The following is a 19,929-nucleotide window of genomic DNA, read 5'->3' on the forward strand; positions in this document are numbered from 1 at the left end:
GTATGGTCATGGCGTTCCGGTACCAACGAATAGGACTACAGATGGACCGCCACCTCGCCCCACCCCACCGTCGCGGCTGGCGGCGGATGACCAACTCGCGTCGAACGCAGACAGCCCGGCTCATCCTCACCACCGTCCTCGCGCTGTGCTCGGTCGGGCTGTTGGGACTTGGCATCGCCGCCTGGAGTCTGCCCGAGACGCCAGAGGTGCACGTCACAGCCGGGAAGCCGGTGCAGCTGCATCGCTCCCCACCCCTCTCTGAGGGCCAGGTGATCTTCGTATCCAAGCAGGTGCAGCTCAACGGCACCGGCCCGGACGAGGTCTTGACCTGCACCCTTACCCGAGACTCGTCAACCACATCCATGACGACGCCTGCAGACCCGTCCATCGGTGAGCGTGCCAGACATCGAGATGCCCTTCGCCCGGTGTTGGCCGTCGGCACCACCGACGGCAATGAATCCATGACATGCTCCGGGACGGCAGTCGCGTCAGGGGCGGTGTGGCTGCTGCCGACCCGAGTCGGAGTGCCCTTCCGAGCACTCGTCGTCACCATCGCGGGAATCGGCCTGCTCGGCATGGCGTTGCTAGTCCACTTCGGACGCGTGCTGGCCAAAGAAGGTTGAAAGAGGCATTGCACGGCCGCCGGAAACTCACCCGAGGTTACGGGTGCCACCCGGGCTATCCAGTCAAAGGAAATCACGATCACACCGCCGTCAGCACCGGCAGGCAGAGCACTAGATGCAGGCCCGCGACGAGATGTGGACCAAACGCGAAATCCTGGGAGGCGTCACGGCCGCGCACCACTCGAAGACCCAGCCCCCACACAGTACCGATGAGAGCCGCGGCGAGCACGCCCAGAATGACGTGAACCCACGACACATACCCCGCGAGCAGGCCGATCGACGCGGAGAGCTTGACATCCCCCATGCCCATTCCGCCTTGTCCGATCAGTCCTAGGAGCAGAAAGACCAGGAAGACGACGGCCGCAGCGAGTACAGCCCGCCCCAGCGCCGACCAGGCGCCCGTGACCGCCGCCAGAACGCCCAGAAGGGCCAGAAGAACCACCAGTAGCGGCAAAGTGAGAATGTTGGGGAGACGGTGCACGTCAACGTCGACGACACAGGCCGCGACCATGACTGCGACCGACATCAGCAGAATTGAAAGGAACGCCGGCATCAACCGCCAGGACACGGCGATAAGGGCGCATACCACCGTGGTCCACAACGGAACCCACGCGCGGCGTCGGACCGGTAGACCACACTCGTCGGGTCGCCGGTAGCGCTTCGGGGTCGCCAACGCAAGTACGAGTGCCCCCTCGGTGGCTCCGATAATTGCGCCGATAGATGCGGCAGCCGGCACGCCAAGAGGACTCGACACTGTCCTGATGCTATGTGGACAGCAACTTGTGACGATGGGGCCCAAGACCCAAGTACAGGCCCAAAGCGAGCCAGGATCCTCCCGCGTACGTCAGCGCGTGATCAACCCCATCGCCTCGGCGCGTGTGGCCGGATCACGAAGAATCCCTCTCACCGCCGACGTCACCGTCCTCGACCCCGGTTTGCGCACGCCGCGCATCGTCATGCACATGTGTTCACACTCAACAACAACAATCACCCCACGGGCATTCAGGTGTTGGACCATGGCGTCAGCAACTTGAGTCGTCAACCGCTCCTGGACCTGGGGGCGTCGGGAATACACGTCGACGAGTCGGGCGATCTTGCTCAAACCCGTGACCCGGCCACCCTTAGCCGGGATATAACCCACATGTGCCACACCGATGAACGGCAACAAGTGGTGCTCACAGGTCGACTGCACCTCGATGTCTCGCACCAACACCATCTCGTCGTGGGAGATGTCGAAGGTCGTCGCCAGCAGCTCAGCCGGATCCTGCGTGAGACCCCCGAACAGCTCCTGGGCGGCTTTTGCCACGCGCGACGGAGTCTCGCGCAGCCCCTCCCGGTCGGGGTCCTCTCCGATGGCCAGAAGGAATTCGCGCACCGCAGCCTCGGCCCGAGGCACGTCGACGGGTAACTCTGGCATGGACTCGCTCACCCGCACGATTCTAGGGCAGCGCTCGGCAGGCCCGAGAGCCGTTTCAGAGCGCATCCGCCAGGCTCGACAGCGGCTGCACGCGGTCACGAGCCCGAGTGATCAGCACCTCAACGACGATCTTGGCAGTGACGTAGAGCAAGAGCACCCCGACCGCCACGACATGCAACCTGGCCTCGAAGTTCATGTGTCCCAACCCACCAGAGTGCCCCAGGTGGTCGTCTGCAAGGTTGAGCGCGCCGATAAACAGCCCCCAGGCGACGAGAATGAAGACATGCTGGACCACAACCCGCCAGTTGGCATCCCGAGCGGCCCGCAAGTCCTTGGCACGCCGCACAGCGGGATCACCCAAGAAATCATTGAACGCCTCGACGATATGACGCACAACAGCCAGCACAAAAGGAACACCAGCCGCAGTGATAGTCATTTTCACCCCGACGAATACGGCCAACACGCCAGCAAACACGAGGTGACCGAGGGAGAAGAAAAGATTGGATAACAAGTAGGCGAACGGCGGAGCGGTAGCATCGAGACTCATATTGCCAGCCTGTACAGCCGACGGATCTACCGGGATCGGTAAGCCGGTGCGCCTCGACTCCCGCTGCACACGACCATTGGCCAGCGTCGCGGCAATAACGAACATGACATTCTCGCACCAACCAAGCAAAAGAATGTTGCCCACCGGCCAGTCAAACACGACGACGCCGACCACCGTGAACAGGTTGTACGTGACGATGGCCGCGTAAACCGTCAGGCTGGTGCGACCCCGTGGGGCCTGGTCGGGGTCAAGCGGCAGATTGGTCGACGTCACAGCGGATAGCCTAGAACAACGGCCTGCCGGGCCATTTCCGGCAGGCCGTGACGATCATCAAGACCTCGGTGGCCCCCACGGATTTCCACTCGAGGGCGGCTGAGGACCCTCACCCGGCTGGGTAGGCCCAGGCGTCGGGGGCTGAGGCGGCTTGCCTCCCCCAACACTCGGCGGCTCCCAGTCGGACGGCGGCTGCCACCCACCGGGATTGTCGTCCCCCGGAACATCCCCACCGGGCTCGGGAGTCGGCGGAGCAATGACACCACGACGCCCGGCACCCACCTGGGGAGCATCCTCGTCCACACCAGCAATCTGCGGCGGCGTGACCGGCGGGATGGACGACGGCACGCGCTTGTCAGAACCGGTGAAGGCGCCGCGCTCGGGCCAACGATTCAGCGGCTTGAAGATCTCGGCGACCTCGGCCTTGCTCAGCGTCTCCTTGGCGAACAGCTGACGGACCAGCTCGTCGAGCACCGCCCGGTTGGCCTCCAGACAGTCAAAAGCCTCCTGGTGGGCGTTCTCAAGCAGGTCACGTACCTCGTCGTCAATGATCTTGGCTGTCTCGTCGGAGTAGTCACGCTGCTGACCAGCAGTCATGCCGAGGAAGGGCTCAGCGTCTCCCGACCCCAGCTGCACCGTGCCGACACGGGCCGACAAGCCGTATTGGGTGACGAGGGCCCGGGCCACCTTGGTGGCCTTCTCAATGTCATTGGAGGCACCCGTCGACGGGTCGTGAAAGATGAGCTCCTCGGCCGCGCGGCCACCAAGCATGTAGGCCATCGAGTCGAGCAACTCACTGCGCGTCTGGGAGTACTTGTCCGAGTCAGGCATGACCATCGTGTAGCCCAGTGCCCGGCCACGTGGCAGGATCGTGATCTTCTGCACCGGGTCGGTACCCGGCATGGCCGCCGCCACCAGGGCGTGTCCACCCTCGTGGTAGGCCGTCACGAGCCTCTCGTGCTCGTTCATGAGACGAGTCCTCTTCTGGGGGCCGGCAATGACGCGGTCAATGGCCTCGTCGAGCTCAGCATTGCCGATCACCGGCAGGTTGGCCCGAGCCGTCAGCAGAGCAGCCTCGTTGAGCACATTGGCCAGGTCAGCACCGGTCATGCCGGGGGTGCGACGGGCGATCGACGCCAGGTCAACGTTGTCGGCCATCGGCTTACCGTGGGCGTGCACCTGGAGGATCTTGAGACGACCGTCGAGATCCGGGGCCTCCACCGCAATCTGACGGTCGAATCGACCGGGACGCAGCAGGGCTGGGTCGAGGACGTCGGGACGGTTCGTGGCAGCGATGAGGATGACTCCACCGTGAACGTCGAAGCCATCCATCTCGACGAGCAACTGGTTCAGGGTCTGCTCACGCTCGTCATGGCCGCCGCCCATGCCAGCACCACGGTGACGACCGACGGCGTCAATCTCGTCGATGAAGATGATGGCTGGGGCGGCTTCCTTGGCCTGCTCGAAGAGGTCACGCACACGGGAGGCACCGACACCGACGAACATCTCGACGAAGTCCGAACCCGAGATCGAGAAGAATGGCACCCCGGCCTCGCCGGCCACGGCACGGGCCAGCAACGTCTTACCAGTGCCAGGCGGGCCGTACAGCAGCACACCTTTGGGGATCTTGGCACCGACCCGCTGGAACTTCGCCGGCTCGGCGAGGAACTCACGGATCTCCTGCAGCTCGTCGATCGCCTCCTGGCAGCCGGCGACGTCAGCGAACGTCGACTTGGGGGTGTCCTTGCTGCCCACCTTGGCCTTGGATTTACCGAACCCCATGACGCCGCCGCGGCCACCCATGCCCTGGGCCGCGTTCATGGCCCACAGGAAGAACAGCAAGATGATGATGAACGGCAAGAAGTTGATGAGCAGAGCCTTCCAGATGCTCTGCCCCGGATTCTCCCCCTGCCACGACTTCAGCGTCTTCGCCCGGACCCGGTCGTCGAGCTTCTCAACGAGTTGGTCGGACTGATTGCCAACCCAGTACGAGCGGTACTTCTTGTCGTCGTTCTCAGTGATCTTGATGACCTGGTCACCGTCAGTCAGCGTGACGTCATCCAGCTTCTTGGAGCTGTTGATGATGCTGACAGCCTCAGAAGTCGGAATGTCCTTGTACCCGTTCCCCGACCCGGCGAACTGCAGGAACACAATGATCAAGCCGATGCACAACAGGATCCAGATCAGAGGACCTTTGAAGATGCGGGACGCGTTTTTCATAGACTACCTAGAGGCATGATGGGTGGAACTCAGAGCGTCACGATACCAGCGCATGACAACATTCAGCCCTTGCTACGTTTCGCGGACAGCTCAGAACAGGAATAAACCACTGGCACGACGTCGCGACGCGGGATCCCGCTCTCAGGACTTGTAGACGTGCGGTGCCAGCGTCGCCACATCCGTGAGATTGCGGTACTTGTCGGCGTAGTCCAAGCCGTATCCGACGACGAACTCGTTGGGGATGTCGAAGCCGACGTACTTGACGTCGAGCGGGCAGGTGACGGCCTCCGGCTTGCGGAACATCGCCATGATCTCAATGGAGTTGGGGTTGCGGCTGCGCAGGTTCTGCACCAGGTAACTCAGCGTCAGGCCGGTGTCGATGATGTCCTCGACGATGAGGATGTCGCGGCCCTCAATGTCTTTGGTGAGGTCCTTGAGGATGCGCACCACGCCGCTGGACCTCGTGCCGGCGCCATAGGACGACACAGCCATCCAGTCCATGGACATGTGGGACTTCATCGCACGGCACAGGTCCGCCATGGTCATGACAGCACCGTTGAGCACGCCAACCATGAGGATCTCCCGCCCGGAATAATCGGCGTCGATCTGGGCAGCAACCTCGCGGATTCGAGAGGCCACCTGCTCCTCGGTGTGAAGAACGTGGTCGAAATCTCCGGGAATGTCAGAAGCTCGCACGGGTCCACCTTACCGATTCCCGATCCGTCACAGGCGCCGGGTGAGGTACAGGGTCCCGCGTCTCACCTCGACGCGACCACCCGGGACGTCGACCCCAGCGCCTCCGGGACCGCCCAGGAGACCCAGCACCGCGTCGACGTGCACCATCGCCGCTTCGGGCAACCACTTCTTGACGACCCGCCGGGCCAACCCGGGTTCCACCTCTCGCAGCCCGGGCAGAACGTCGTCGGTCACCTCGTGGTCTCGTGCCCACTGACCAGCCACACCCGTGAGGATGGCGTCCTCTCCGGCCAACAGGGTCGCGCTGCGGGCCAGGGACTCCGCCACCCCCGGCCCAAGGACTTCCTCGAGAACCGGCATGAGCTCGGTACGCACCCTGGAACGGAGAAACCGGGGCTCACTGTTGTGGGGATCGTGCCAGGGCTCAACACCCCATTCCTGGCAGGCCTGCAGGGTCTGGGCCCGACGCACCGCCAGCAACGGGTGCCAGAACTGGCCTGTCCGTGGCCGGATACCGGCCAGCGACGTCGCCCCGGAGCCACGGGCCAAGGACAGCAAGACCTGCTCAGCCTGATCATCGAGGGTGTGACCGAGCAGAATCGGCGCTTTCCCGGCGACGTTGACCAGCGCTGCTCGGCGCGCGGTTCGCGCTGCTGCCTCCGGGCCGTCAGGGGCATTCGGATCAATCTCGACGCGACGCACACAGGCGTCCATCCCACGGTCGGTCAGCAGGTCTCGAGTGCGCGTTGCCACCTCGTCCGAGCCGTCCTGCAGCTGATGGTCGACGATGACGACCGTCATCTCGACTCCACAACGTCGCGATGCCCACCTCGACCCCAGCACCAGGGCGAGGGAGTCCGGCCCACCAGAACACCCGACGACGAATCGATCGATTCCACGGACCTCTCGCTCGACGGCCTGGGCGATAGTCAGGGCTGCTGGCCCCAGTTCACGTCGTGCCATCAGCGGGTGCAGCCGCACCCGGCCAGATTGCCGTAGACGACGTCGAGCCAGGATCGGGCAGAGCCGTCAGTCTGGTTGATGATGAAGGAGGCAACGAGGATCCGCCCATCGGCGTCACGCAGCCATCCCGACATCGAGATGACCCCTTGCAGGGTGCCAGTCTTGGCGTGGACCACGCCACGAGCTGCTGCCGTGCTCGGCTCGGAGAAACGCGCGTAAAGGGTTCCCGAGACTCGACCGACGGGAACCGCATTGGCCACCGGCTGCAGCTTCGGCGTCACCAGAACCTTCCGCCAGACGTGGGACAGCATGGCCGCCGTGATCTGGTTGCCTCGGGACAGGCCCGATCCGTCCTGAACGACCGCGCCATCCTGCCAGGCCTCCATGTTCTTGAGATGCTCCTCGAGGGCCTGGGAAGCACCGGCAAAGGACCCCGGCTTCCCGCTCGCGAGGGCCATCTGACGGCTCAGCACCTCGGCGGCGGAGTTGTCTGACTCCTCCAGGGTGCGGGTCACGAGGTCTTCCACAGGTATCGACTGCACCGCGGCAATCTGTGTGTCGGACTCGCCCGCCTTGTGCCGGACCACCGATCCCGTGACCTTGATCCCGGCGCTGCGCAGCTGCCCAACGAAGGTGTTCGTCGCCAGATCCGCAGGAGTCCTGCTTCGATTCCACCGGTCGTTGTTGACCATTCCTTCGTCAACCCACAGTGAGGTAATCGGGGTGACCTCATCGGCGTAGTTGGCGATCGGCCACGCGCTGTTCCAGGCGGGACCGGAGAACAGCGTGTCGTCAAAACTGACGGTGACCGACGTCGTGCCAGCCTTCTTGAGGGCCGCCGCCGTGCGTTTGGCGAGCTGTTCCATCGACGGGTACTCAGGATGTTCGGCGGACGCCGTGGAACGCAAGTAGGGATCGCCACCGCCGACCAGGGTCACTGCCGACCCGTCAGTGACAACCTTCGTCGTGTAACGGTGCCCGGCATCCGTGCAATCAAGCAGCGCAACCGCGGTCATCACCTTGAGGTTCGACGCAGGAGTCATCAGGGTGGTCTGCCCTGATTGATAGAGGGTTTCACCAGTCGCCGCATCCATGATGTCGGCACCCATCACGCCCGGGGCCGCACCGGCAGCCTTCACACGAGCGGCGACGCTTGCGGCCAGCGGCTTGGCTGACGGAGTTGTCGGGGCCACCGCAGCGACAACCCCACGACCGGGCTGCACCGCAGGCGCGGTGTTCCCGTGACGGCGAGGCAACAGTCCGCGCTCCGCCTCGTTCGTTGACGTCCCAGTTCGTAGCGAACTGACGACCACCGCAATCACGACGATGACGATCACGGCGACCCCGACTACGACTGGAACCCATGCCGGCACACGACGTCGTAGCTTGGGCACAGCACGTTTCGGCTTACGTTGATCTGGGTGTGGCACGAATAATCCCCTCCTGCAAACGGATACAGTGTCGATCATTACCGTGTCCAATACAAGAAGAGGGGCCCCTCGTGACTGATGATTTCACCAACCCATTCCAGGGAGAACAGCCCGATAGCTTGCACTTTGATGTGACGATCGAGATTCCGCGCGGCACCAAGAACAAGTACGAGATGGATCACGAGACCGGTCGTATTCGCCTTGACCGCACGTTGTTCACCTCTACCCAGTACCCGTACGACTACGGGTACATCGAGGGAACCCTCGGCGAGGACGGCGATCCGCTCGACGCCCTGGTCCTTCTCACCGAGCCCACCTTCCCCGGCTGTCTCATCGAATGCCGGGCACTGGCCATGTTCCAGATGCAGGACGAGATGGGTGGCGACGACAAGGTGCTGTGCGTCCCCGCAGACGACCCTCGCCGTACCAACCTCATCGACCTTGACGACGTCGGCAGCATGACCCTCATGGAGATCGAGCACTTCTTCACCGTCTACAAGGACCTCGAACCCGGAAAGTCGGTCGAGGGCGCCACTTGGACAGGTCGTGAGGAGGCCGAGGCCGAGATCAAGGCCTCGTTCGAGCGCGCCAAGGGCACCTCCTACGAGCACCTGCAGGTCAACCTGGCCTGACAGGTCGACCTCGTCACCCGACACCGCCCCGACATCGGGAGGCGAGTTCTCACCAGCACACCGCGATCGGCGACCGCAACGCAGCGGTCGTCGATCGCTGTTTCCTCGGCAACTCGGACGGAGGGCATGACACAATGTCAGCCATGCCCAAGACCCTCGTCCTGCTCGCCCCTGCCGCCAACCACGTATATGCCGGGCAGGCAGGCCGCCTGTGCGCTGCAGAGTTGACCCTCACCTGCCCGAATGCCACGTCGGTCTCACCGGTGACGGTGGCCGGGGTCGGGTACCTCGCCGTCAGTAGCGACGAACCCTTGGGACCTGAGGATTTGGGTGCGGTGGCACGAGCCTCGGCAGCTCTCACCTGCTTCGAACGTCGCGACGACCTGCTGGCTCCCCTCGAGTTGCCACGAGTCGACGTGGTCGATGAGGATCTCGTGACCATCCCCAAGTACCGCGGTAAGACCAATGAGCAATTCACCCGACTGCTGCTCAACCTCACCGTTGCCAGCCTCAGCGGTCGCTGCGCCACTCGTCGCGACGAGGGCCAACGGTTGGCCATTCTCGACCCGTTGGCCGGGCGTGGCACCACCTTGGAGTGCGCATGGATGGCCGGTCACAACGGGTTCGGGGTGGAGCAGGACACCAAGGCCGTCGAGGCGATGGCCGCCCACGTCACCACCTGGCTGCGACGCAAGCGCCTCAAGCACAACTGTGGCACCCATCCGGTACGCCGCGACGGCCGCTCCATCGGAAAGCGGTTTGACGCCGAGCTCCGACTCCCTGGAGCCGAACCCCTGACGATGGGGGTGTTCTCGGGGGACGCCGTCGATTCGGCGAACCTGTGGGGACGCAAGACCTTCGATGCCATCGTCACCGATGCCCCTTACGGGGTCGTACACGGGTCCCACAGCGGATCGTCGCGACGTCGCTCCCCCGCCGATCTACTGTGCGAGGCCGTTCCGGTGTGGGCCGGACAGCTGCGCCACGGCGGTGCGCTGGGAATGTCGTGGAACACCTTTGGTCTGTCCCGCGAGGATCTCGTGGCGATCCTGTCCGACGCTGACCTGACTGCCCTCGATGACGACCTGTGGCGTCAATTCAGCCACCGCGTCGACTCGTCGATCCATCGCGACCTCGTCGTCGCCGTCAAGAGCTGAGCTCAGGAGAAGAGCTGGGCCAGCACGCCGAGCTGGTTCCAGCGCTGCACGTTCTCTCCAGCTGAGTGCCCTGCGAAGGGATAGACGGCGATCTGCTTGTCCGCAACCATCCCGTCGCCCCAGGCGTTGTAAGCCGCCCACACGGATGACGGAGGTACCAGCTGATCCATCATCGCCACGGAGAACCAGGTGGCGGTGCGGGAGCGACGGGCGAAGTGCAGACCGTCGAAGTAACCCAATGTCTGGAAGGCCTTGCCACACATGGACGGATGAGCCGCCAGGTACTTGACGACCTCGAAATACGGGCCATCCGTGGCGATGTCGCAGCTGCGCCTCATGTGGCACAGGAAGGGGGCATCAACGAAAGCACCAGCCAGCTCGATGCCACGCATGGCCGCCAACCCGCACACCGCGATCGTCTGACCACCGCCCTGGGAGTGGCCCAGGACGGCAATTCTGGTGGGATCGACGATCTCCATCTCCCGAGCGACCTGAAGGCACCGGAAGGCATCGGTGAACAACCGGCGGTAGTAGTGGCCGCGCGGGTCAGACAGGGATTGCGTCATGAATCCTGGAGCGCCGGAACCCTCATGGGTGTCCGGGGAGTTCTCGGTCAGAGCAGGATGGCCCCACCCCTGACCGCGCGGATCGACCACGACGTGGGCGTACCCGGCTGCCGCGAAGGCCGACCCGATGGGGACCCCACGCGAACCCGAGTAGCCGATGTATTCGATGACAAGGGGCAACGGACCATTCGCCCCGGCAGGGGCATGTAACCAACCACTCACCCGAGAACCGTGGTATCCCGCCCATGACACGTCCCAGGTGTTGATGAGGGCCTGGCGATTGTCGAACGGATCCGCCGTCAGATCGAGTGGGATCCCGGCGTGCTCGTCGAGGGTTTCGGCCCAGAAGGAGTCGAAACCGTCGGGTTCAGGGACGACCGGGCGGTAGTTGCGCGCGTCGTCAATCCCCATGTCCGTGAGCGGCATGCCAACATCGTAGGGCTACCTCGGCCACGTGGTGCAACGATGGAATCATGCACACCCTGTTCCTCATGAGACATGCCCAGCCTGCATCCCACGCCGCCGGTGGCGACAGGGAGCGTCCACTCACCGACTTGGGACGCCGTCAGGCCCGCGAGGCCGGAATGAGCCTTGGACTGCGCAATGTCGGCCATGCGCTGGTCTCCGACGCTCTGCGCACTCGGCAGACCTGGGACTGCCTCCAGCTGACTTGCCCCGTGGAATTCATGCGAGCCCTGTACTACTGCGGCACCGACACCATGCGTCAGCGCATCGGAGAGATCGACGACGACGTCAACAACCTGCTCGTCATCGCCCATGCCCCCACGATCCCCGGTCTGGCGGCGCAACTGGCCGCAATGAGCGGGGCCGAGGAGGAGGTCGGATGCTGGTACCCGCCAGCCACCCTCACCGAGGTCTCGGTCGACGGTAACTGGGCAGATCTGACGGACGAGTACTTCGACAAGGTGCACCTGGTCGGAGTCCAACGACCGATGTGATGGCTGCCCCGGTCCTCGCTCAGCGCAGGATGTGAACCTCGGCAGCGACACCGCCGGTGCAGGTGGTGTAGGTCTCCTGCGTCCTGCACTTCATGGTGTAGTCCTTGCCCGTCACCGGACTGTGGGCGTTCACCTCGTACTCGCCCTGCGCATCGTCAGGAATCACTTTGGCCACCTCAAGCGCAAACGGGCATGACGTCGTGCCCACCGCGCCAACCGTCGAGGAGCAAACAGTGTCTCCGTCAGGAAGCTTGTCGGCAACGTGGCGCGCACTCGAGGCCGGGGATTCCGGGGTGGACGGAGTCGAACTGGCCGCGGTCGCAGGCGAGGACTCGAGGAAGCTCGGGGTGGCATCAACGGATGCCGCGTCCTCCTGAGGTTCCTCCGAGGCAGGCTGCTCGGGCTGCGCACTGGTCGACGGCGTCGCCGCCGGCGCGGGATCCCCGCTCGAGGACCCCTTCAGACCGCCAGCGAAGAGCAGAATCGCACCCAGGACGACAAGCACGAGTAGCCCGATCACCAAGCCGATGAGCACATTGCGGTGGCGAGACGAATCCTCCGGAGGCGGCGGAGGGTATGCCGTGGCAGGAGTAGACGGTGGTGGGGGTGGGGTGAAGACGGGGGTTTCCGGAACTGTCGCCATCGCGCGTGTCCACTCCGCCTCAGGGTCACGGAACCAGTCATTGGGCAGATGAGAATCGCCAGATCCCTGATTCTGGCCCTGCGGAGGCTGCTGATCCGACCAGGGCTGGCCGTCGGACCTCTGCTGGTTGGTGTTCCACTGCTGGGTCGGCGTCACGTCCTGCCGATCTCGCGGCTCCGACAGGGTCTGCACTCGAGGGATTTCCCTCGTCGGAGCCTCATTGGGGCTCGCAGGGCGCCGCACAACCGTCTCGTCGAAGGAGCCTGGGTCTGTCATGCGCACGGCGCCGGGCAGGCGCAGGTCCAGCCCGCATTGTCTGCAGGCGGCATCGTGCGCACCCACCTGGGTGCCGCATCGCGCACAAAACATAGTCTCATCTCCGTCCGTGAGTGGCGCATCAAGGATATGGCATGTTTTCAAGGTCTCCGCGTCACGTTCCTGTCACCGTCGTAACACAAGATCGCGATTCTTCACACGTCCGTAAGACCAGTCGACCGGTTCCGCAACGCTGGCCGATTCTGTGAATCGGCACTTCGGGTCCGCATGGATTGGCTTTGCTCCCGCGTGGGTTCGGTGGTGATTGGGGTCGAGACAGGGGTCGCTGCCACGCCAGGTGGGAGCAGATTCCAGTAGAAACCCATATGCCACACCCACCCTTGCGGCAGCCCTACCGCCTTCATGGTGGCGATCTCGGTTCTGACGAGGGTTACTTGCCAGCCCTGATTGCAGCGCATCGCATCAGGAACCCAATTGCCACGGGTGGGGAGAGCAGCGTCAGAGATGAAGGACCAGGACGGTCTTGTGACGCAGCACCATCTGCCGGTACTCGATCTCGACATGGGCCAGCGGATCGAGGAGGAAAGCGTCGGCAACCGTGAGGCTGTGATCCCTTACTCGGTAGAGCAGACCCGAATCGGCCACCCGGCCCTTGGGAATCTCGATGCGTTCATCAGGACTGGGGTGGCCGTCGGGTCCCACTCGACGATCCTCTCCTGATACATAGCAGTAAGGTTTCACGCCGACCCGAGGTCGTGTGTGATGACAAGGGCAGGCACCCCGAGACGATCACGCAGTGTGCGGCAGGGAGAGGATCTCGCCACGCACCGAGGAGTCCAGAGCGTCTGAGTGTCAGAGCAGGTCGACGGCCTCCTGAGCAGCGCGAGCACCGGCTCGCAGCGCACCCTCCATGTAACCGTTGAAGGAGGAGGCGTACTCGGCGCCGGCGAAGAGCACCCTGCCCAGTTGCTGGGCGAGGACCGGGCCGGTGGTCGTCCAGAGGCTGGGAGCGAAGTGAGCTCCGTGGCAGCCACCGGTGTAGGGCTCGGCGAACCAGTCTCGATCGAGGTACTCAATCGGGGAGCTGGGGGCCTCGCCGAAGGCGGACTCGACGACCTCCTCGAAGGCGCGCTGGCGCAGACCAACCGAGAGTTGGCCGTAGCCAGAGGCTTCGGCGCCCTCGAAGAAGCCCATCAGGACTCCCTTGCCGGTCTCGTCGTCGGACGTGTCGAAGATGACACGAACGGCGCCCTCGTCGGCACCCATCTGGCCGGAGGCACCAGAGGTACGCCACCACGGGCTGTCGTAGACGAGGAAAGCCTTGATGACATTGCCTGCGGGCACCTTCTCAGCCATCTCCAGACGCTCTGCCGGAAGGGCGGGCTCGAACTCGATCTCCTTGAGAAGACGCGGCGGGATGGTGACGATGACGCTGCGGCCCTGGTACTCGGTGCCGTCGGACGTCGTGACGGTGACGGTGTCGTCATCTGCGCGGACGGAGCGAACCGGGCAGGAGAGCTTGAGGTCATCACTGAGACGCCCCGCAAGGTTGCGGGCGACCTGCACGACACCGCCCTTGACGCGCTGTTGCTTGAGTCCACCGTTGACGGCGACGAGGGATTCCAAGTCCACCCCGGCGTTGGCCTTCGTCAGCCCCTCAAGCAGGGTGGTGTCGTCGGGAGAGACCCCGAAGGCGCGGCGGAGGAGATTGGTGATGTAGTCGCGGCCGGCGTCGGTACGCACATTCGACACCACCCACTGGCTCAGGGACTGATTCAGCCAGGTGCCGTTAGCCGTCGTCCAACCATTGTTGTTGGCAACGCGATCGGCCAGACGGCGGAACCTGAGAAGGCCCTGACCGAGATCAGAAAGCTCGAAGGGGGTGAGGGTGTGGGCAGACGGTTTGGACGAATTGGTGACGTGGGAGACCCGCCCACGGGCCTTGACGACGACGTCGCCCTCGGTGGAGTCGACCAGTTCAAGACCCTGCGAGGCGATGAGGGAGTGAAGTTCCTCATGGCCCGCACCGACCCATTGACCACCCAACTCGACGACCTGGCCATTGGACAACTCGGCATTCTCGAGGCGCCCACCCACTCGGGAGCGAGCCTCCAGAACCACCACTGAGTGTCCTGCGGATGCGAGTTCTTCGGCGGCTGTCAGTCCGGCAAGACCTGCGCCGATAATGATGCTGTCGTACATGCGTCCCCTTGCAATTCCGCTGGACGGCCGAACCGAGAAGTCAGGCCGCGACCTATGAATCGTGGTGTCTCGATCGTACCGGGCCCTCTGTCGCGTTGGGTGTCGACCCGCTTCGATACCCCGGTTCGCGCTTGCTGGGCCGGTGAGCAAATCTGAGTTGAGTGAGCTGGTGCGGTACCTTGTCCGCGATGCTCTCCCAGTTCAACTCCCTGTTGCCCGAACTGTTCCGCGCCATTGACCTCACCGGCGTGCTCCTCAACGGAGTGTTGGGTGGCAGGTTGGCACGCATCAAGCGATTCGATGCTGTGGGTTTCTGTGTGTTGGCGATCACGAGTGCGTTGGGCGGCGGGATGGTCCGTGACGTCCTGCTGGGAGCCGCTCCCCCAGTTGCCCTGACCGACCCGCGCTACTTGACGGTCGCGCTCGTCGGCGCTGGCGTGGCGATGTTATGGAAGCTGGATTCCCGACCCTGGAGGATCGCCCTCATTCTCGCTGACGGCATGGTGTTGGGCTGTTGGGCGGCCACCGGCGCCCTCAAGACCTTGACCGCTGGGTTCAGCATCATGCCCGCAGTGCTCCTGGGGCTCATGACGGCCGTCGGTGGCGGCATGATTCGTGACGTCTGCGCAGGAAATGTGCCGCAAGTTTTCGGTGGCAACAATCTGTATGCAACACCCGCGCTGGCCTCGGCGATTGTCATGGTCGTGGCGCAGAAGCGTGGGTTCCCCTCGTTCGGAATGGTTGTCGCGACCCTCATCGGTCTGGGATTCACAGCCTTGGCACATCGTCGTCGGTGGGTATTGCCCCAGAATTCGGAGTGGACCCTGCAGTTGTCGTCGTCACAGGTGCAGAGCATGTTGCGAGCACGAGCCGCACGCCGTGCGGCGAAGCTGCGGGCACGTCAGGAGGGCAGCACTGCCGACGATCCACAAAACCACGAACTCAGTCCTACCGGTACTCGCAGGAGAGTCATCCCCGTCGACGTCACTCGCCAGCGCCTCTGAGACCTGCTCAACACGGCCTTGCGCGCCCACTCGAATCCTGTCCTGGTGGGGAAGCGACACATGCCGACCGTCTTGAGACCCGAGTCGCGCCAAGCCGGTCGCGGCATCGTCACTGGGTTGGCGAGGAGTGTGCACTATCCGTCGTCCGGGGCAGGCCCAAGACCTCGTCGACCATGAGACCGTCGGGCAAGGCGTGGGCCACCAGCAGGACGAGGCTCCCCTTACGCCATTCGTTGATGTCAGAGACCATCACACGGCTCGACTCCTCGTCCACCCCGTTGAACGGCTCGTCGAGGACGACGACGTCGAACTTGCCCGTCGTGCACATGAGGTACCACAGCCGTTTCGCGGTTCCTGTCGACAAGGTGGATGTGCGGTAGTCGAACCATTCGTCGAGGCCGATGTCCTTGGCACGCGCCATCGGCTCAGCCCTGTCGCAACCTGCCAATCGAGCGGCGAGAGTCAGGTGATCAACCATGCTCAGATGGGGATGTAGTGACGGTTTAGCGCGACACACTCGTCGTCGCCTCCGCGCTGCGGGGTCCGACGCCTTTTTGCCACAGACGATCAGCTTGCCCTCAGTGGGACGGAGGTAGCCGGAGATCCCCTCGATAAGGGTCGACTTACCGGTCCCGTTCGGTGCATCGAGTCGCACTGTCGCGGGACCTTGGAGATGGAACGACAGACTTTGGACGACTGGCCGGTCCGGGGAATAACCGAGCGTCAGGCCAATGGCCTCGATGGCAGGGCGAGAACGCGTCGTCTCGTCACCCATGTTGCACCTCCCAGGAGAACGAAGGTCAGGATGAAGCCGATCCAGCCCACCCCGTGCAAGGCCGTCATCAGGATGACGGCCATCATCGCCGTGGATGCCAGGACACTGAGCAACCCTACGGACGTCGAGGTCGGAACCGTGCCGTCTGGAAGAGCCGCGTCACTGGCGACGACAGCAGCGGCAACCCAGGCGCACGCGATCGACGCCCACACGACGAGCAGAGGAATGAGGGCATCACCGCCCAGCACACCAGCTGCCACCGCGGCAGGTGCGACGAGGAAAACACCAAAGAGGAGGGCAACGCCCAGGGGCGCGATCGCCAGCTGGGTCGGACTGGCACCCAGCTCCCACGCCATCCTCCAGCGTGGCGCCAATGCCGCAGGACCGATACGTGTGGACAGTAGGTCCGAGACCACCAGGCCAAGGATCAACAGCAGGATGGCCGAGAGCTGAGTGACACTCCGCGCCGGCAGATCAAGCCCTGATCCACCCAGTGCCGTCACAGCGATGACCACGACCACCGCACCAACGCTCCACACGAGGAAGACAAGACGCGCTAACGCGGCCGCAACCGGAACTGGTGACAGATCACTCATGACCACGCGCACCCACGGGCTGATTCCTCTCGACCGGCGCAGGTGGACCCTGGCCTTTTCATGAGACACACTGTTTCGCACCAGGAAAGGGGCAGATCGCAGGGTGACGCATCCGGTCACCGCCCCGATGCCGGTTGCCGTCGTCGCCACAGCGACGCCGACGGTGACCCATGTCCACGTAAACGCCGGTATGGCGTGAAGATGCTGAAGACTGACATCAGCCACCCACCTGACACTCAGAGCAAGGATGATTCCGGTGACAGCTCCGCTGCAGGCAGCCCCCACCTGACTGGGACGGTGAGAGTCATTGAGCTTCGCAGCGACCCATGTCGTGATGGCCACCATGCCCAGAGCGGTGGCGACCGGAATCATCACCAGAGCACCTACCGCGGTGGGCGGTATTCCCGTCAACGACACTCGCAATCCGGCACCCCAGGAGAGCCCCGCGACGACCGCAGACGTGATCACGAGTCTTTCGAGCATTTCCGCCACGACGACGTCGGACCTCGAGATGTCCAGAGCACGGAAGAATTCAGCACATGGGTGGTTCGTCAGTCGGATTCTGCGAGAGGTCAGCGTCTCCCGAACGGCGTGAAGGATGAGGACGTACAGGCTCACGGCAAGCGGCAGTGTGACTCCGACGACGACGCCGCCCTGGGCAAGCCGATTGACGAGCCAGTCACATCCCACGACCGCCACCGCAGCCGCGAAGGCACATGCGACGAAGGCGACCAGAACGCGCATCACTCGATAACCCTTGAGGGAGAGCCTCCACCCAAGGGCGTCGAGGGAGGAAGCATCGCAGATGTCATGTGCCGCCCGGAAGGTCAGCGCGTTCACAGGCGATCCTTGGTACTCTGAGAATCAATTTCCGCCTGGACCATGACCGCGACCGTTGCGCAGCAAATGGCGACGACGACAGCAGGAACCACCATGTACCCAGCAGCACTGAGTGTTCTCCCCAATGTTCCTTGGCAAGCACCAAGGCAGATCGCTCCACTGAGGAATGCGGAAGTATCACGTCGGAGGCGTATCCCGGGAAGGACGGCCACCAGTACCAGCAACGCCGCCACGACGATGCCGACGATGCCCACTACTACGCCCACGACCTGCGGATCTCTGACCAGCGTCATCACCGCACACACGCTGAGGGCGACGGCCAGCACTCCCGCAAGAATCCGCCGGGAACGCATGTACAAAACCTGCATAAATGCTCCTCATTTCCTCACAGCACGAGAGAAATCGCACCAACCGCAAGCAACAACGCGGCTGAGGTTACTTTTCCACGTGTTCCAGCCCGGCCCATTGCGGGCCGCCTCCACGTCCACACTATGGTGGCAACCGCGACCGCGAAAAGCCAGACGAACGTTGCCGGATACTCTTTCGGCGCGGACACATTGGCAATCAAGGCAACCAATTGCACCGGGACCGTGGCGCACAGCCCGACGAAAACCGCGGGCCCCAACCCGGTCTTTCCGTCGGTGCCCTTGTCCTCTCTGACGGGCACCATGGTGCCCTGAAGAATCTTCTCGTCCACCACTGCACACAGAAAGAGATACAGCCCTTGGAATACGGTCGAGAGAATCATTGCAAAGACTATTCCGAGACGGACGGCAAGCTGAGCAAGCGCCGGGTCCTCGAGACCCGACGTGTGGCCTCGTGTCCAGCCGACCTGGCTGATGCGATCAGCCAACTGGGTCCAGAGGCGAATGGCAATGAGAAGACCTGTCATCACCACCGCGATCCACACGACCGCTCTATCCGTTTTGAGACGCCCGACAGCATCGGAAACGTAGCCCGCTGATGTGAAGCTCATGATATCAACCATTTCTTGACTGGATGATCGCCGCCTCGAGCCCAGCCCCCACGACGACGAGGACCAACGAGACAGCCAGAAGGACCAATGACTGGCGCAATGGAGCGAGATAACGGGTGACAACTTTCTCTTCCGCGGGAGGTCCAGAAGTCAGCACCGCGGTACTGACTGGCAGTAATCCAGCCGCCGCAGCTAACAGATATGCCAAGATCTCGACGACGGCATAACCACTCACGGACCACAGCGCCATCGTCAGCCCAACTTCATTGGCAGCTGCCGCCGTGCTTGCTCCGATCAAAAAGCCGAGAGAGGCGATGCCGACCATCGCAATAATTCCGATTGAGATGACGCCTGCATATAAGCTCAGGACAACCGAGGCATTTCGCACAAGGATCGAAATGAAGAGCGAATCTCCGGAGCCCCCGAGGGGCTTGCCAAGCATACCCCCACCTCCTGGTGTCGCTCCGTCGAGCGTGCCGAACGCGATTACTGCCGACACCGCGAAGATGGCGAGCGCACAGAGGAAGGATGCGATGAAACCGCAGTTCCTCATGTGCACCCACCTTCGACAAGAGACGGACATCAGGCGATTGCGACCTTCTTGCCCCACTTCTTGATAGCCCACTTGGCAGTGGCCACGGCGGCGCCAGCAATGCCACCGGAGGCGACGGCCATGGCGATCGACAGCGCGGCACCACCAACCGAAACCGCGTTCACGATCTGGCTAGCCGCAGAGGTGGAAAGACCGAACATACCGGCAATGTAAGCGCCAGTGAAGGTCGACAGCACAACGCCGATAACTGCGACCAAAGCAGCAACGCCAACAGTGCTTCGAGATGACTTGGACTGAGTCAGAGTGTTCTGCATTGGGTATCCCTTCTTCGAGTACTCACCAACCAAAGATTGGCGACCCACCCAGCGTGGGCAATGCCATGTATACCATCTACAGGATCACCACAGATTAGACAGAATAAAATCACAGATAAACGGAATACTTATCAGGGGCTCCTCGTGTCTTACATGTCATTTTATAAGCGAGTTGCACCCCCAAACGACGGTTCCACTTCCACTCGCCAGAGCGCAGAAGGAGGCCGATCGCCATCCCTGCCACGAGCGTGCGACGCAACCACGCTC

The 19,929-nt window shown here is 63.3% G+C and carries 22 protein-coding genes; 5 read left to right on the plus strand and 17 right to left on the minus strand.

Annotated features, from left to right (window positions below):
- Positions 1 to 41 precede the first annotated feature (41 nt).
- Positions 42 to 623 (plus strand): hypothetical protein, encoded by a 582-nt coding sequence (locus tag ACUCCZ_RS09550; RefSeq protein ID WP_252908252.1) that lies wholly within the window; start codon positions 42 to 44, stop codon positions 621 to 623.
- A gap of 79 nt (positions 624 to 702) precedes the next feature.
- On the opposite strand, the gene ACUCCZ_RS09555 is transcribed toward ACUCCZ_RS09550, so the two are convergent.
- The 7 genes from ACUCCZ_RS09555 to dacB form a co-directional block, all read right to left on the minus strand.
- Positions 703 to 1,377, minus strand: a complete 675-nt coding sequence (locus ACUCCZ_RS09555) for a prepilin peptidase (RefSeq protein WP_435917297.1) — start codon at positions 1,375 to 1,377, stop codon at positions 703 to 705.
- A gap of 90 nt (positions 1,378 to 1,467) precedes the next feature.
- Positions 1,468 to 2,040: a GTP cyclohydrolase I FolE gene (gene folE / locus ACUCCZ_RS09560; RefSeq protein ID WP_435917398.1), complete on the minus strand. Its 573-nt coding sequence runs from the start codon at positions 2,038 to 2,040 to the stop codon at positions 1,468 to 1,470.
- Between the two features lie 55 nt (positions 2,041 to 2,095).
- Positions 2,096 to 2,860, minus strand: coding sequence for a DUF6498-containing protein (locus ACUCCZ_RS09565; RefSeq protein WP_435917298.1), 765 nt, complete (start codon positions 2,858 to 2,860; stop codon positions 2,096 to 2,098).
- Positions 2,861 to 2,917: 57 nt separating this feature from the next.
- A complete protein-coding gene (ftsH, locus tag ACUCCZ_RS09570) occupies positions 2,918 to 5,080 on the minus strand; it encodes an ATP-dependent zinc metalloprotease FtsH (RefSeq protein WP_435917299.1) in 2,163 nt (720 codons plus the stop codon).
- 141 nt (positions 5,081 to 5,221) lie between these two features.
- Positions 5,222 to 5,776, minus strand: a complete 555-nt coding sequence (gene hpt / locus ACUCCZ_RS09575; RefSeq protein WP_435917300.1) for a hypoxanthine phosphoribosyltransferase — start codon at positions 5,774 to 5,776, stop codon at positions 5,222 to 5,224.
- A 27-nt stretch (positions 5,777 to 5,803) separates the two neighbouring features.
- Complete coding sequence (tilS, locus tag ACUCCZ_RS09580; RefSeq protein ID WP_435917301.1) at positions 5,804 to 6,739, minus strand: tRNA lysidine(34) synthetase TilS; 936 nt, start codon at positions 6,737 to 6,739, stop codon at positions 5,804 to 5,806.
- A complete protein-coding gene (gene dacB / locus ACUCCZ_RS09585; RefSeq protein WP_435917399.1) occupies positions 6,739 to 8,112 on the minus strand; it encodes a D-alanyl-D-alanine carboxypeptidase/D-alanyl-D-alanine endopeptidase in 1,374 nt (457 codons plus the stop codon). Before dacB ends, tilS begins: the two co-directional genes overlap by 1 nt.
- A 128-nt stretch (positions 8,113 to 8,240) precedes the next feature.
- Between dacB and ACUCCZ_RS09590 the strand changes: the two genes are divergently transcribed.
- A complete protein-coding gene (locus ACUCCZ_RS09590; RefSeq protein WP_435917302.1) occupies positions 8,241 to 8,801 on the plus strand; it encodes an inorganic diphosphatase in 561 nt (186 codons plus the stop codon).
- A 143-nt stretch (positions 8,802 to 8,944) separates the two neighbouring features.
- Entirely contained in the window at positions 8,945 to 9,958 is a 1,014-nt protein-coding gene (locus ACUCCZ_RS09595; RefSeq protein ID WP_435917303.1) for a TRM11 family methyltransferase, read from the plus strand.
- 2 nt (positions 9,959 to 9,960) lie between these two features.
- Here the strand turns inward: ACUCCZ_RS09595 and ACUCCZ_RS09600 are convergent, their stop codons facing one another.
- Positions 9,961 to 10,950, minus strand: a complete 990-nt coding sequence (locus ACUCCZ_RS09600; RefSeq protein ID WP_435917304.1) for an acetylxylan esterase — start codon at positions 10,948 to 10,950, stop codon at positions 9,961 to 9,963.
- Between the two features lie 47 nt (positions 10,951 to 10,997).
- Between ACUCCZ_RS09600 and ACUCCZ_RS09605 the strand changes: the two genes are divergently transcribed.
- Positions 10,998 to 11,483 (plus strand): SixA phosphatase family protein, encoded by a 486-nt coding sequence (locus ACUCCZ_RS09605; protein ID WP_435917305.1) that lies wholly within the window; start codon positions 10,998 to 11,000, stop codon positions 11,481 to 11,483.
- Positions 11,484 to 11,502: 19 nt separating this feature from the next.
- Here ACUCCZ_RS09605 and ACUCCZ_RS09610 read toward each other — a convergent pair whose 3' ends face one another.
- From ACUCCZ_RS09610 to ACUCCZ_RS09620, 3 genes are all read right to left on the minus strand, one after another.
- A complete protein-coding gene (locus ACUCCZ_RS09610) occupies positions 11,503 to 12,402 on the minus strand; it encodes a hypothetical protein (RefSeq protein WP_435917306.1) in 900 nt (299 codons plus the stop codon).
- Between the two features lie 498 nt (positions 12,403 to 12,900).
- On the minus strand, positions 12,901 to 13,104 hold the full coding sequence (locus tag ACUCCZ_RS09615; protein ID WP_435917307.1) for a hypothetical protein: 204 nt from the start codon (positions 13,102 to 13,104) through the stop codon (positions 12,901 to 12,903).
- 150 nt (positions 13,105 to 13,254) lie between these two features.
- On the minus strand, positions 13,255 to 14,604 hold the full coding sequence (locus tag ACUCCZ_RS09620) for a flavin monoamine oxidase family protein (protein WP_435917308.1): 1,350 nt from the start codon (positions 14,602 to 14,604) through the stop codon (positions 13,255 to 13,257).
- 188 nt (positions 14,605 to 14,792) lie between these two features.
- Here ACUCCZ_RS09620 and ACUCCZ_RS09625 point away from each other — a divergent pair, with 188 nt between their 5' ends.
- The gene (locus tag ACUCCZ_RS09625) at positions 14,793 to 15,608 is read left to right on the plus strand and encodes a trimeric intracellular cation channel family protein (RefSeq protein ID WP_435917309.1); all 816 of its coding nucleotides are present in this window, start codon (positions 14,793 to 14,795) and stop codon (positions 15,606 to 15,608) included.
- A gap of 109 nt (positions 15,609 to 15,717) precedes the next feature.
- Here the strand turns inward: ACUCCZ_RS09625 and ACUCCZ_RS09630 are convergent, their stop codons facing one another.
- From ACUCCZ_RS09630 to ACUCCZ_RS09655, 6 genes are read right to left on the minus strand one after another with little or no spacing between them, the layout of a single operon-like run.
- The gene (locus tag ACUCCZ_RS09630; protein WP_435917310.1) at positions 15,718 to 16,383 is read right to left on the minus strand and encodes an ABC transporter ATP-binding protein; all 666 of its coding nucleotides are present in this window, start codon (positions 16,381 to 16,383) and stop codon (positions 15,718 to 15,720) included.
- Positions 16,332 to 17,819: a beta-carotene 15,15'-monooxygenase gene (locus ACUCCZ_RS09635; RefSeq protein ID WP_435917311.1), complete on the minus strand. Its 1,488-nt coding sequence runs from the start codon at positions 17,817 to 17,819 to the stop codon at positions 16,332 to 16,334. Before ACUCCZ_RS09635 ends, ACUCCZ_RS09630 begins: the two co-directional genes overlap by 52 nt.
- Positions 17,816 to 18,187: a hypothetical protein gene (locus ACUCCZ_RS09640; protein WP_435917312.1), complete on the minus strand. Its 372-nt coding sequence runs from the start codon at positions 18,185 to 18,187 to the stop codon at positions 17,816 to 17,818. Before ACUCCZ_RS09640 ends, ACUCCZ_RS09635 begins: the two co-directional genes overlap by 4 nt.
- A 17-nt stretch (positions 18,188 to 18,204) precedes the next feature.
- Complete coding sequence (locus tag ACUCCZ_RS09645) at positions 18,205 to 18,795, minus strand: hypothetical protein (RefSeq protein ID WP_435917313.1); 591 nt, start codon at positions 18,793 to 18,795, stop codon at positions 18,205 to 18,207.
- 4 nt (positions 18,796 to 18,799) lie between these two features.
- Entirely contained in the window at positions 18,800 to 19,378 is a 579-nt protein-coding gene (locus ACUCCZ_RS09650; protein ID WP_462981574.1) for a stage II sporulation protein M, read from the minus strand.
- Positions 19,378 to 19,662: an uberolysin/carnocyclin family circular bacteriocin gene (locus ACUCCZ_RS09655; RefSeq protein WP_435917315.1), complete on the minus strand. Its 285-nt coding sequence runs from the start codon at positions 19,660 to 19,662 to the stop codon at positions 19,378 to 19,380. Before ACUCCZ_RS09655 ends, ACUCCZ_RS09650 begins: the two co-directional genes overlap by 1 nt.
- Between the last annotated feature and the right edge of the window lie 267 nt (positions 19,663 to 19,929).

This window comes from Cutibacterium nasicola (assembly GCF_052654715.2).

Coding starts and splice junctions, on each gene's coding strand:
- ACUCCZ_RS09550 (WP_252908252.1), top strand. CDS start 42: ATGGACCGCCACCTCGCCCCACCCCACCGTCGCGGCTGGCGGCGGATG.
- folE (WP_435917398.1), bottom strand. CDS start 2,040: ATGCCAGAGTTACCCGTCGACGTGCCTCGGGCCGAGGCTGCGGTGCGC.
- ftsH (WP_435917299.1), bottom strand. CDS start 5,080: ATGAAAAACGCGTCCCGCATCTTCAAAGGTCCTCTGATCTGGATCCTG.
- tilS (WP_435917301.1), bottom strand. CDS start 6,739: ATGGCACGACGTGAACTGGGGCCAGCAGCCCTGACTATCGCCCAGGCC.
- ACUCCZ_RS09595 (WP_435917303.1), top strand. CDS start 8,945: ATGCCCAAGACCCTCGTCCTGCTCGCCCCTGCCGCCAACCACGTATAT.
- ACUCCZ_RS09600 (WP_435917304.1), bottom strand. CDS start 10,950: ATGCCGCTCACGGACATGGGGATTGACGACGCGCGCAACTACCGCCCG.
- ACUCCZ_RS09605 (WP_435917305.1), top strand. CDS start 10,998: ATGCACACCCTGTTCCTCATGAGACATGCCCAGCCTGCATCCCACGCC.
- ACUCCZ_RS09610 (WP_435917306.1), bottom strand. CDS start 12,402: ATGACAGACCCAGGCTCCTTCGACGAGACGGTTGTGCGGCGCCCTGCG.
- ACUCCZ_RS09620 (WP_435917308.1), bottom strand. CDS start 14,604: ATGTACGACAGCATCATTATCGGCGCAGGTCTTGCCGGACTGACAGCC.
- ACUCCZ_RS09625 (WP_435917309.1), top strand. CDS start 14,793: ATGCTCTCCCAGTTCAACTCCCTGTTGCCCGAACTGTTCCGCGCCATT.
- ACUCCZ_RS09630 (WP_435917310.1), bottom strand. CDS start 16,383: ATGGGTGACGAGACGACGCGTTCTCGCCCTGCCATCGAGGCCATTGGC.
- ACUCCZ_RS09640 (WP_435917312.1), bottom strand. CDS start 18,187: ATGCAGGTTTTGTACATGCGTTCCCGGCGGATTCTTGCGGGAGTGCTG.
- ACUCCZ_RS09645 (WP_435917313.1), bottom strand. CDS start 18,795: ATGAGCTTCACATCAGCGGGCTACGTTTCCGATGCTGTCGGGCGTCTC.
- ACUCCZ_RS09650 (WP_462981574.1), bottom strand. CDS start 19,378: ATGTCCGTCTCTTGTCGAAGGTGGGTGCACATGAGGAACTGCGGTTTC.
- ACUCCZ_RS09655 (WP_435917315.1), bottom strand. CDS start 19,662: ATGCAGAACACTCTGACTCAGTCCAAGTCATCTCGAAGCACTGTTGGC.